Source organism: Aureimonas mangrovi, assembly GCF_014058705.1.
Taxonomy (GTDB): Bacteria; Pseudomonadota; Alphaproteobacteria; order Rhizobiales; family Rhizobiaceae; genus Aureimonas; species Aureimonas mangrovi.
On record NZ_CP059692.1, the window covers coordinates 1,975,047 to 1,986,835 of the forward strand.

The following is an 11,789-nucleotide window of genomic DNA, read 5'->3' on the forward strand; positions in this document are numbered from 1 at the left end:
CTGTCATGCTTCTGTCCGGCCGCACTTTCGCGGCTCCCAGTTTTCGAAAGTTGTTCATGGCCACCGGCACTGTAAAATTCTTCAACCCGGACAAGGGTTTCGGCTTCATCACCCCCGACAACGGCGGGAAGGATGCATTCGTCCACATTTCCGATATCGAGCGTTCGGGTCTCTCGACGCTTAATGACGGCCAAAAGGTCTCCTTCGACCTCGAGGCCGACAAGCGCGGCAAGGGCGATAAGGCGGTCAATCTGCAGGCCCTCTGAGTCACTGACCTGCATATAAAGTGAAGCCCCGGCCGATGTGCCGGGGCTTTTGTGTTCGCGGTCCGGCTATGCCGGAGTGGCGGCATACCAAATGTTGTAGACAAGGAAGATCGCGACGGCGGTCGCGAATATGACGATGGCTACGACACCAAGGCCGCGTTTCTTCCGGTGTTCCGGGGGAAGGTCGGACAAAATCGGCTCCTGGATTGATGAGGCGTCAGATAATGAACGGCGCTGAGTGACGCCCGTTCCGTTCACCGTCCCCGATCCGGTTCATCTCAAAGCCTGTCCAGTTGGCGGCGCGGTCGGCCGACGGATCGCCGGTGCTCAGTCGCGTTGATCTTCCGGCTGACCATCGCGGTCCGATCGACGTAGCCGTCTTCATGGCGCAAGATTTCGTCCATGATGCGGATAAAGTTCCCGGCAGCCATCGCGGCCTCCAAGCATGTGGCGACGAAAAAGGGCGGCTCCGAAGAACCGCCCGCTGTTTGAGGCGTTGGCTCCAACAGCCAGAGAAAGGGAAACGGAGGAACACATGAGCGAGATTGGCCGCGAACTCAGGATCGAGCCCGCAAGCGGCGGGGTCACGATCAAGCATCACGACGCCGTTCTTGGCTCGAGCAATCGAGCCTTGGTCGTGCGCGGGGAGCGGGAAGCCCCTGTTCACTACCTTCCGAAAGAGGACGTCTACTTCGAGCAGTTGCAGGATAACGGAACAGGCACCATCCCGAACGGACACGCGGCGCGCTTCTGGTCCGTCGTCGCGTCCGGTGGGGGCGTTCAGAGCGCGGCTTGGCAACTCACCGAGACGAACGGTCGGACGAACGAGTTGTCCGAGTACATCGGCTTCGACCCAGCTCAACTCAGCGTCATGACGTGAGCCTTCACCACCAGTCCGTTGACCGAATGTAGGGAGGACTGAATGCAGAAGCGACAAGCAGCTCTACGAACGGTTCATTGGCTGCTTCTCGCTGCCTGCGTTGTCGTGGCTTTCGCCATCGGGCGATTGTTCTGGGCAGATGCGAGTGACGGCCGCGATAGCAGAGAGATCGAGCGTATCGGAGGAGCGCAGGGTCGCGCGGGCGGGAGCCTCTCGCCGCCGGACGCCCCAGCGCAGGATTAGTCTGCTTCGTCGCCCCCTTGGGAACGCGGATAAATGGCGCCGTGCGGGCGCCGGGCGCCGGTCGGGGGTTGGATAACGGTCGCGTTCGCTAAGGCGAAGCGCACCAAGCGGATCGCTTGCGTCTCCACCGCGTTCCGTCTCCCGCAACGCGAGATGGAGAGTGCCCCTTGCCCGAACTGAAGAGCGTCCTGAAAGAGATCGTCGAGGAGACCGGCAAGGTCGCCGAGCCCGGCAAGGCGACGGGCAACATTCCCCTCCTCTCCAAAGCCGACACGAAGAAATTCGGGATCGCCGTTATCACCCGGGAGGGCGAAGTCGCGGTGGCGGGGGACGCCGACGAAGCCTTCTCGCTTCAGAGCATCTCAAAGGTGTTCTCGCTGACGCTGGCGCTCGAGGACCAGGGCACGAAGGTCTGGGAGCGCGTCGGCCGCGAGCCCTCGGGCGACCCCTTCAACTCGATCATTGACCTTGAGCGCCACAAGGGCTTCCCACGCAACCCGTTCATCAATGCCGGCGCGCTCGTCATCGTCGACATGCTCCTGGACGGCGGGAACGGTAAGGACAAGGATCGCGTCTGCGAACTCCTTAAGCGCCTCACCGGAGAAGACACGATCGCCGTCGACGAGGAGGTCGCCAACTCCGAGGAGTCATCGGGCTTCACAAACCGGGCACTCGCCAATTTCGCCAAGTCCTTCGACAATCTGAACAACGAGGTCGATGACGTCATCCACGCTTATGTGCGCCAATGCTCGCTTGCCTTGTCGTGCCGGCAACTGGCGAAGGCCGGCCGCTACCTGATGCTGGAGGGCGTCGATCCTGAAACGGGCGTCGGGCTTTCGGAGCCGAGCCGCGCGCTGCGCATCAACTCGCTGATGATGACCTGCGGTCAGTACGACGGTTCCGGGGAGTTCGCGTTCCGCGTCGGCCTGCCAGCCAAGAGCGGCATTGGCGGCGGCATTCTCGCTATTGCGCCGAACGTCGCCTCGATCGGCGTCTGGTCGCCGGGACTCGACCACAACGGCAATTCGCTTCTCGGCACGCTCGCGCTCGAGCGCCTTTCGGAGCGCATGGGCTGGTCGGTGTTCCGCTGACGCTCCAAAGCGGTACATCGGAAGACGGGCGCGCATCGAAGCCTCATCGTGGCCGCCGGAGACGATCCATAAAAGCGATTTGTGCGCCTGCCTTCCTGCCTTGCCGCATCGCCCTTCTTCGCTTTGCCATAGCGTCAGTTGGCTCGCGTGCTACGTCCTGCAGCGGCAGGAGGATGGCTCGATGAAGATCGTCGGCGTTCAGCTTCGGCGCGACGCGGTCATCGCGACCTGCTTAGCCCCGCTTCCGGTCGGCCTCGCCACGCGCCCAGCCGGCCTTCGTCTCGGCCATGAAGTCGGCGTAGTGCCCGGCCTCGATCGCCCCGCGAATCCCGGCCATCAGCGATTGGTAGTACGCAAGGTTGTTCCAGGTCAGCAGCATGCCGCCCAGTGCCTCGTCGGTGCGCGTGAGGTGGTGCAGGTAGGCGCGTGAATAGTCGCGCGTTGCCGGACAATCGCTCGTCTCGTCGAGCGGCGAGGCGTCTTCGGCGTGGCGCGCGTTGCGCAAGTTGATCCGCCCGTGCCGCGTGAAGGCGAGACCGTGGCGCCCCGCCCGCGTCGGCATCACGCAATCGAACATGTCGATGCCCCGCGCGACCGATTCGACGATGTCGTCGGGCGTGCCGACTCCCATCAGATAGCGCGGCTTATCCGTCGGCAGGGACGGCAGTGTTTCCGCCAGCGTCTCAAGCATCACCTCCTGCGGCTCGCCGACCGCGAGGCCGCCGACCGCATAGCCCTTGAGGTCCATCGACGACAGCCGTTCAGCCGAGCGAATGCGCAGATCCGGCTGGTCGCCTCCCTGCACGATGCCGAAAATCGCCTTGCCGGGCTGGTCGCCGAAGGCCCTGGCCGATCGCTCGGCCCAGCGCAGCGAAAGCTCCATTGCGCGTTCGATTTCGCGCTTGTCGGCCGGCAGACGGATGCACTCGTCGAGCTGCATCTGGATGTCGGAATCGAGCAGATGCTGAATCTCGATCGAGCGCTCGGGCGTCAGCCGGTGCGACGATCCGTCGATATGCGAACGGAAGGTGACGCCGTCCTCGTCGAGCTTGCGCAACGAGGAGAGTGACATGACCTGGAAGCCGCCAGAATCGGTGAGGATCGGCCAGGGCCAGCGGGCGAATTCGTGCAGGCCGCCAAGCTTCGCCACGCGCTCGGCGCCCGGCCGCAGCATCAGGTGGTAGACGTTGCCGAGGATGATGTCCGAACCCAGTTCGCGGACCTGGTCCAGATACATCGCCTTGACGGTGCCCGCGGTGCCCACCGGCATGAAGGCCGGCGTTCGGATCGTGCCCCGCGGCATCGTGATCTCGCCGCGCCGAGCCTTGCCGTCCGTCGCAAGAAGCTTGAAGGAAAAACGGTCGTTCATGTGCGCTCCAGGAGGGAGGCGTCGCCGTAGGAGTAGAAGCGATAGCCCCCGGCGATGGCGTGGTCGTAGGCTGCGCGCATCCGCTCGAGGCCGCAGAAGGCCGAGACAAGCATGAACAGCGTTGAGCGCGGCAGGTGGAAGTTCGTCATGAGGACGTCCACCACGCGGAAGCGGTAGCCGGGCGTGATGAAGATGTCGGTCGGCGCGGCGAAGGGTCGGATCGTCCCGTCCTCGCCCACCGCACTTTCCAGAAGCCGCAGCGAGGTCGTACCGACGGAAACGATGCGCCGACCTTCGCGCTTTGCCGCGTTGAGCCTTTCGGCCGTCGCCTCGTCGATCGTTCCGATCTCCGAATGCATGCGGTGTGCTTCGGTATCGTCAGCCTTCACCGGAAGGAACGTGCCCGCCCCGACATGCAGCGTGACGAACTCCGTGCGGATGCCGGCCTCGCGCAGACGCCCCATCAGTTCGGGCGTGAAATGAAGCCCTGCGGTGGGCGCTGCGACGGCACCTTCCTCGCGCGAGTAGATCGTCTGGTAGTCCGTGCGGTCCTGATCGTCGATCTGGCGCTTGGAGGCGATGTAGGGCGGCAGCGGGATCGCGCCGACGGCCGCGATCGCCTCGTCCAGTGCCGGGCCGGAAGATGCGAAGGCGAACGTCACCTCGCCGCCCTCGCCCTTCTCCGCAACGGTCGCGTCAAGCGTGCCCGAAAGGCAGGTCTCTCCTTCGCCGCCGAAGCGCACCGTGTCACCGGGCTTGAGCTTGCGCGCACCGCGCACGAACGCCTTCCACGTCCCCGCATCCATTCGCATGTGGAGCGTGACGCCGATCGCCGGCTCGTCCTCGCCGCGCCCGAGGCGTCGCCCCTCCAACTGGGCGGGGATGACACGCGTGTCGTTGAAGACGAGAACGTCGTCGGCGCGCAGAAGCACCGGCAGGTCGCCCACGATACGATCCTCCAGCGGCCCCCTTGCCGGGACGCGCAGAAGCCGGGCCGATTCGCGCGGAAGAGCGGGTCGCAGCGCGATCCGCTCTTCCGGCAGTTCGAAGTTGAAGAGGTCGACGCGCAAGTCTTACTCGGCGATGTCGGCCGCGACCTTCATGGAGACGATCTTGTCGGGATCGCGCACGGGCTCGCCGCGCTTGATCTGGTCGACATTCTCCATGCCCTCGATGACCTTGCCCCAGACCGTGTACTGGCGGTTCAGGAAGGGTGCGTCATCGAAGCAGATGAAGAACTGCGAGTTCGCCGAGTTCGGGTTCTGGGCGCGGGCCATCGAGGCAGTGCCACGCACGTGCGGCTCGGGATTGAACTCGGCCTTGAGGTCCGGATACTGCGAGCCGCCCGTGCCGGTGCCCTTCGGGCAACCTGTCTGGGCCATGAAGCCCTCGATCACGCGATGGAACACGATACCGTCGTAGAAGCCCTCGCGAGCCAGCTTCTTGATGTGCGCGACGTGCTCGGGGGCAAGGTCTGGGCGCGTCTCGATGACGACGCGGCCCTTGGTGGTCTCGAGGACGAGGGTGTCCTCCGGCTTTTCGAAGGCCATGCCTTCTCCCTTCCTGGCTGGAATCGCGACCGGCCGCGAAACGCTCGCGGCCGGTCAGATGTCTGGGGCGTTCTGCCGTATTCGGGTCCGTGGCACAACCCGATGCGCTGGATCAGGAGGCGTCGCCGACCCGAACGCTCGTCATCGCGTCAGGTTGGTCGACCTGCCCGTTAGAGGCCGAGTCGCCCTTCTTGATCTGGTCGACGACGTCCATGCCGGAGATCACGTCACCGACGATCGTGTACTGCCCGTCGAGGAAATCGCCGTCGGCCAGCATGATGAAGAACTGCGAGTTAGCCGAGTTCGGGTCCTGGCTGCGCGCCATTCCGACGGTTCCGCGATCGAAGGTCTCGTTGGAGAATTCGGCGGCAAGGTCGGGGCGCTCCGAGCCCCCCATACCGGTGCCCGTCGGATCGCCGGTCTGCGCCATGAAGCCGTCGATCACCCGGTGGAAGACGACGCCGTCGTAGAAGCCCTCGGCAGCAAGCGCCTTGATCTGCTCGACATGGTTCGGCGCGAGGTCCGGCCGCAGACCGATGGTGATCTCACCGTTCTGCGTGGTGATGACGAGCGTGTTCTCGGGGTCCGCCTCCTGAGCACTCGCAGGGAGCGCGAAGGCGGAGGTGAGAAGCGAGAAGGCGAAGCCGAGGCGGGCAAGGAACGTCAAGGGGATTCTCCAACGATGACCGGACGATGCCGATCAGGCGAATTTGCGTTTCAGGGCGTCTGCCACCGTCTGCGGCACGAAGGCCGAGACGTCGCCACCCATCTTGGCGATCTGGCGGACCAATGTGGCGGTTATGGGCCTGGTGGGCGGGCTGGCGGGCAGGAAGACAGTGGTGATTTCGGAGGCCATCGTCCCGTTCATCCCCGCCATCTGCATTTCGTAGTCGAGGTCGGTGCCGTCTCGCAGACCGCGTACGATTGCGGCGGCGCCGACGTCACGCGCAGCGTCCACCACGAGGCCCGGAAAGGCGACGACGCGGGTCTCATCACCGAGAACCGCGCGGATCAGCCCGACGCGCTCCTCGAAGGTGAAAAGCCCGCTCTTGCTCGGCTGGACCCCGATGCCGACCACGACATCGTCGAACAGCCGGCTGGCCTGCGCGAAGATGTCGGCGTGGCCGTTGGTCAAGGGGTCGAAAGAGCCTGCGTAGAGCGCCGTACGCTTCATTCATCCTCTCCTAACCGTGCGGACCGAAAGCCCGTGTTCAGCAATCTTGGGCGGCGTCATGCGAAGGGTTTGGAAAGGCGTGAGGCGCCAGTCTGTGCGCAGGCCAAGCGCAAGCGCAGCAACGCGATCGACACTCGTCGACGGCGCATGGAACTTATTGTTCCTGCGGCCGTTTTCGGAGCGAACTGGAGAACATGCCATGATGATCTTCGCCCTCTCCCTCGCCATGATCGCGACCCTTGTGACCGCGACGGCAATCGCCATTCACACCGAGGCGGAGAATTCCCGCGTCAAGGCCCGCGTGCGTAGCCGCCGGATCATGCACTGACGCAACGATCCGGCCGCAGCCCTGCTTTTATGCCGGTACGGTCGGAACGTCTGCCCTACTCCTGCGTCTCACCCGCGCCGCCGGTGTCCGTTTCGCCGCCGGTCTCGTCTTCCGAACCTTCGACGATCTCATCCGTGCCTTGGTCGGGAATACGCTCGACCGAGACCACTCGCTCGCCCTGAGCGGTATTGAAGATCGTGACGCCCTTCGTCGCGCGGCTCGCCATGCGAATGCCGGAGACGGGCACGCGGATCATCTGGCCGCGATCGGAGATCAGGAGAATCTGATCGCCGTCCTCCACCGGGAAACCGGCCACGAGCTGGCCGATATCGCCCAGCTTGGAAACGTCCGTCGCCCGGATGCCCTTGCCGCCGCGGCCGCTGGTGCGGAAGTCGTAGGACGACGAGCGTTTGCCGTAACCGAATTCCGAGACCGTGAGGACGAACTCCTCGCGAGCGCTCAGGAACGCATAGCGCTCCTGACTGAGCGAAACGTCCTCGACCGCCTCCTCGTCAGCCGCGACGTCGACCGCCTCGCCTTCCACGGCCCTGCGCATCTTCATGTAGGCGGCACGCTCCGCCGGCGTCGCGTCGACGTGGCGCAGGATCGCCATCGAGATCAGCCGATCGTCACCGCCTAGCGCCATGCCGCGCACGCCGACCGAGTTGCGGCCCGCGAAGACGCGCACGTCCGTCACCGGGAAGCGGATGCACTGGCCGGAGGCGGCCGTCAGAAGGACGTCGTCGTCCTCCGAACAGGTCGCGACGGCCAGGATCTCATCCTCCGCCTCGTCGAGCTTCATCGCGATCTTGCCGTTGCGGTTGACCTGGATGAAGTCGGCCAGCTTGTTCCGCCGCACCGTGCCCTTGGTCGTGGAGAACATGACGTTCAGCTCGGCCGCCGCCTGCTCGTCGTTGGGCAGCGGCATGATCGAGGTGATGCGCTCGTTCTTCTCGAGCGGCAGCATGTTGACCAGCGCCTTGCCGCGAGACTGCGGTGTGGCCAGCGGAAGCCGCCAGACCTTCTCCTTGTAGACGATGCCGCGCGAGGAGAAGAACAGGACCGGCGTGTGCGTGTTCGCCACGAACAGCCGCGTCACCGAATCCTCGTCGCTCTTCAGTGCCATGCCCGAGCGGCCCTTGCCGCCGCGGCGCTGCGCCCGGTAGACGCTGAGCGGGACGCGCTTGATGTAACCGCCCGCCGAGACGGTGACGACCATGTCCTCGCGCGGGATCAGGTCCTCGTCATCCATGTCGGCCGCACCCTCGGACAGTTCCGTGCGGCGGGGCGTGGCGAACTCGTCGCGCGCGGCGGTCAGCTCTTCCTTGATGATGTCCCGCACGCGGACGCGCGAGGACAGAATGTCGAGATAGTCCTTGATCTCGAGGCCGAGCGTGTTCAGCTCGTCGCCGATCTCGTCGCGGCCGAGCGCCGTCAGGCGCTGCAGGCGAAGGTCTAGGATGGCACGGGCCTGCGCCTCCGAAAGCCGGTAGGTGCCGGCCTCGGAGATGCGGTGGCGCGGGTCGTCGATCAGACGCACCAGCGGGGCCACGTCCTTGGCCTCCCACTCGCGCTCCATCAACTGCTCACGTGCGGTCGCCGGATCCGGCGCGCGGCGGATCAGTGCGATGATCTCGTCGATATTGGCGACAGCGATCGCGAGGCCGACGAGGACGTGGGCGCGTTCACGCGCCTTGCGCAGCAGGAACTTGGTGCGCCGGTTCACCACCTCTTCGCGGAAGGCGATGAAGGCCGACAGCATGTCGACGAGCGTCATCTGCTCGGGCTTGCCGCCGTTCAGCGCCACCATGTTGGCGCCGAAGGACGTCTGCAGCGGCGTAAAGCGGTAGAGCTGGTTCAGGACGACGTCCGACGAAGCGTCGCGCTTCAGCTCGACGACGACGCGGTAGCCGTCGCGGTCGCTCTCGTCGCGGATGTCGGAGATGCCCTCGATGCGCTTGTCGCGCACGAGCTCCGCCATCTTCTCGATCATCGTCGCCTTGTTCACCTGATAGGGAACCTCGGTGACGACGATCGCCTCTCGCTCGCCGCGCATCTGCTCGACATGAACCTTGCCGCGCATCAGGATCGAGCCGCGGCCGGTCGAATAGGCCGACTGGATGCCCGCCCGGCCGAGCACTAGCGCGCCGGTCGGGAAGTCCGGCCCCGGAATGATCTCCATCAACTCCGGCAGCGTGATCGCCGGGTTGTCGATCATGGCGATGCAGCCGTCGACCACTTCGCCGAGATTGTGGGGCGGAATGTTCGTCGCCATGCCGACGGCAATGCCGCCCGAGCCGTTGACGAGAAGGTTCGGCACGCGGGCCGGCAGAACGACCGGCTCGCGCTCGCGTCCGTCGTAATTGTCCTGGAAGTCGACAGTCTCCTTGTCGATGTCGTCCAGCAGCGCTTCGGAGACCTTCTGCAGGCGGCACTCGGTGTAGCGCATGGCCGCCGGCGGATCGCCGTCGATCGAACCGAAATTGCCCTGCCCGTTGATGAGCGGCGCGCGCAGCGACCAATCCTGCGCCATGCGCACCAGCGCCTCGTAGATCGAACTGTCGCCGTGCGGATGGTACTTGCCCATCACTTCGCCGACGACGCCGGCCGACTTGCGGAACGGCCGGTTCCAGGCCAGCCCCATCTCGTTCATCGCGAAGAGCACGCGGCGATGCACCGGCTTCAGCCCATCGCGCACGTCCGGCAGGGCGCGGCTGACGATCACGCTCATGGCGTAATCGAGATAGGACCGCTGCATTTCTTCGATGATGGAAACCGGCTCGATGCCCGTCGGGCGCTCGGGGGTCGGTCGCTTGTCGTCTTCGTCGGCCAAGAGGCTCTTCCGGATGCTTTTGCGTCAGTCAGGGGTATGGAACCTGAAAGTCGGAAGCGCAAGGGTTGCGGCGCGCTTGCTCCCTGCCGCATGAAGGAGCCGTAGCGCTCTTCGCACAACGCCTGTCGCGAGGGGCTATCGTGGCGGTGGCGATCGAGACCGGGACGCCAAGGGCGGTGAACATGCAGGGGGCGATGACGCGATGACCGAACTGCTCCTGAACGGCTTCGTGACGCTCTTCGTCATCATCGATCCGCTGGGCCTCTGTCCACTCTTCCTGGCTTTGACGCCGGGCGCGAGCGCGACTGCGCGTCGGCGCATAGCGCTTCAGGCTTCGATCATCGCATTCGTGATCCTCCTCGTCTTCGCGCTGGCCGGCCTTGCGATCCTCGAATCGCTGGGCATCACGCTCGGCGCCTTTCGAGTCGCCGGCGGCCTGTTCCTCTTCACCATCGCCTTCGAGCTGGTCTTCGAGAAGCGGCAGGAGCGGAAGGGCAAGAGCGCCGAAGCGGCGGTGGAGGACGGTGCGGGAACGTCGGATCACGCCGATGTCGCCGCCTTCCCGATGGCGATCCCGCTGATGGCCGGGCCGGGCGCCATCGCGGCCGTGATCCTCCTGTCGGGCTCCCTGCCCGGCTTTGCCGGACAAGGCGCGCTGGTGGCCGTCATCGCCGTCGTGATGCTGGCGACATTCGGCTTTTTGCTCGTCGCCGATCGTCTCGACAAGCTGATGGGCCGCACCGGCCGCGCGGTGATCACGCGTCTCCTCGGCGTGATTCTCGCAGCGCTGGCCGTGCAGTTCGTCGCCGATGGCGCGGCGGAACTGATCGCGTCAAACCGAAGCTGATCGCTGTCTCACACGGGGCGCGGACCCTCCGATAACGAAATCGACCCGGAGATCGAGACGATCCCGGGCCGATGCCGAATGCGATCTGTCGCTTCCGGCGCGCCTGAACGAGCGCGCCGCATCACGGATCAGAACGGAATTTCGTCGTCGAGATCGCCGCCGCGACCACCACCGCCGCCGCCACGGTCGGACGAACCGCCACCATAACCGCCGCCGCGGTCCGACGATCCACCGCCGTAGCCGCCCCCGCCGGAGCGACCACCGCCGCCACCGCGCTCGTAACCGCCACCGCCGCTCGAACCGCCCTCGAACGAGCCGCCGCCCTCGCCACGTCCGTCCAGCATCTGGAGCTCGCCCCGGAAGCGTTGGAGCACCACTTCCGTCGTGTAGCGCTTCTGGCCAGACTGGTCGTCCCAGGAGCGGGTCTGCAACTGACCCTCGATGTAAACCTTCGAGCCCTTCTTCAGGTACTGCTCGGCCACCTTCACGAGGTTCTCGTTGAAGATGACGACGTTATGCCACTCGGTGCGCTCGCGCCGCTCGCCGGACGCGCGGTCGCGCCAGCTCTCCGAAGTCGCAATGCGCAGGTTGACCACCGCGTCGCCCGAGTTCAGCCGGCGAACTTCCGGGTCGGCCCCGAGATTGCCGACGAGGATGACCTTGTTCACGCTGCCTGCCATGGTGCTGTCTCCTGCGCCCTTTGAAATGTCGCGCGAACCTATGGGCGAGCATGCCCCGATGGAAGCGCCTGCCCGAGCTTTCCCCGTCTATTCCGGAAATTCGATCGTGCCGTCTACGGCGGGCACGAACATCGGCGCGTAGGCAATCTCCCACGGATGACCGTCCAAGTCGGCGAAATAGGCGACATAGCCGCCCCACTCCGTCTCGTTCGCCCCCTTCAAAAGCCTGCCGCCAGCCGCCAGAGCCTCGGCGAGCAACGTCTCGACTTTATCGCGCGAGCGCGTGTTGTAGGCGTGCGTTACGCCACCCGGCATTGGCGTATCGAGGCCCGTGTCACGCGACAATTCGTCCTGCGGATAAAGCGCCAGTCCGGTCCCGCCGAGGCTGAAGAAGGCTATTCCGCTCTGGCTGACGCTCGAGGCACGCCAGCCCAGCGCCTCGTAAAACGCCCTCGCTCTTCCCACATCGGCCACGCCGAGCGTAAGAAGCGTCATTCTCTGTTCGAACACCCGCATGTCTCCTTGAAC

At 65.2% G+C, this 11,789-nt stretch carries 13 protein-coding genes; 5 read left to right on the forward strand and 8 right to left on the reverse strand.

Going from position 1 to position 11,789, the window contains the following annotated elements:
• Positions 1-56 precede the first annotated feature (56 nt).
• The 3 genes from H1343_RS09460 (at position 57) to H1343_RS09475 (ending at position 2,480) form a co-directional block, all read left to right on the forward strand.
• The gene (locus tag H1343_RS09460) at positions 57-266 is read left to right on the forward strand and encodes a cold-shock protein (RefSeq protein WP_185982680.1); all 210 of its coding nucleotides are present in this window, start codon (positions 57-59) and stop codon (positions 264-266) included.
• Positions 267-801: 535 nt separating this feature from the next.
• Entirely contained in the window at positions 802-1,146 is a 345-nt protein-coding gene (locus H1343_RS09470) for a DUF427 domain-containing protein (RefSeq protein ID WP_185982682.1), read from the forward strand.
• 410 nt (positions 1,147-1,556) lie between these two features.
• Positions 1,557-2,480, forward strand: a complete 924-nt coding sequence (locus tag H1343_RS09475) for a glutaminase (RefSeq protein ID WP_185982683.1) — start codon at positions 1,557-1,559, stop codon at positions 2,478-2,480.
• Between the two features lie 232 nt (positions 2,481-2,712).
• Here the strand turns inward: H1343_RS09475 and tgt are convergent, their stop codons facing one another.
• The 5 genes from tgt to coaD form a co-directional block, all read right to left on the reverse strand.
• Complete coding sequence (tgt, locus tag H1343_RS09480) at positions 2,713-3,849, reverse strand: tRNA guanosine(34) transglycosylase Tgt (protein WP_185982684.1); 1,137 nt, start codon at positions 3,847-3,849, stop codon at positions 2,713-2,715.
• Complete coding sequence (gene queA, locus H1343_RS09485) at positions 3,846-4,919, reverse strand: tRNA preQ1(34) S-adenosylmethionine ribosyltransferase-isomerase QueA (protein WP_185982685.1); 1,074 nt, start codon at positions 4,917-4,919, stop codon at positions 3,846-3,848. The genes tgt and queA overlap by 4 nt, the downstream gene beginning before the upstream one ends.
• A 3-nt stretch (positions 4,920-4,922) precedes the next feature.
• Entirely contained in the window at positions 4,923-5,399 is a 477-nt protein-coding gene (locus H1343_RS09490) for a peptidylprolyl isomerase (RefSeq protein WP_185982686.1), read from the reverse strand.
• Positions 5,400-5,511: 112 nt separating this feature from the next.
• On the reverse strand, positions 5,512-6,066 hold the full coding sequence (locus H1343_RS09495; protein WP_185982687.1) for a peptidylprolyl isomerase: 555 nt from the start codon (positions 6,064-6,066) through the stop codon (positions 5,512-5,514).
• Between the two features lie 33 nt (positions 6,067-6,099).
• Positions 6,100-6,573: a pantetheine-phosphate adenylyltransferase gene (gene coaD, locus H1343_RS09500; RefSeq protein WP_185982688.1), complete on the reverse strand. Its 474-nt coding sequence runs from the start codon at positions 6,571-6,573 to the stop codon at positions 6,100-6,102.
• A gap of 199 nt (positions 6,574-6,772) precedes the next feature.
• Here coaD and H1343_RS17100 point away from each other — a divergent pair, with 199 nt between their 5' ends.
• Positions 6,773-6,901: a hypothetical protein gene (locus H1343_RS17100; RefSeq protein ID WP_281374610.1), complete on the forward strand. Its 129-nt coding sequence runs from the start codon at positions 6,773-6,775 to the stop codon at positions 6,899-6,901.
• 55 nt (positions 6,902-6,956) lie between these two features.
• Here the strand turns inward: H1343_RS17100 and gyrA are convergent, their stop codons facing one another.
• Complete coding sequence (gene gyrA / locus H1343_RS09505; protein ID WP_246333581.1) at positions 6,957-9,659, reverse strand: DNA gyrase subunit A; 2,703 nt, start codon at positions 9,657-9,659, stop codon at positions 6,957-6,959.
• Between the two features lie 277 nt (positions 9,660-9,936).
• On the opposite strand from gyrA, the gene H1343_RS09510 reads away from it, so the two are divergent.
• A complete protein-coding gene (locus H1343_RS09510) occupies positions 9,937-10,581 on the forward strand; it encodes a MarC family protein (RefSeq protein WP_185982690.1) in 645 nt (214 codons plus the stop codon).
• Between the two features lie 128 nt (positions 10,582-10,709).
• On the opposite strand, the gene ssb is transcribed toward H1343_RS09510, so the two are convergent.
• Positions 10,710-11,261 carry a single-stranded DNA-binding protein gene (gene ssb, locus H1343_RS09515; protein WP_185982691.1) on the reverse strand — a complete coding sequence of 184 codons (552 nt, stop codon included), beginning with the start codon at positions 11,259-11,261 and terminating at the stop codon, positions 10,710-10,712.
• Between the two features lie 87 nt (positions 11,262-11,348).
• Positions 11,349-11,777 (reverse strand): VOC family protein, encoded by a 429-nt coding sequence (locus tag H1343_RS09520; protein WP_185982692.1) that lies wholly within the window; start codon positions 11,775-11,777, stop codon positions 11,349-11,351.
• Positions 11,778-11,789 lie beyond the last annotated feature (12 nt).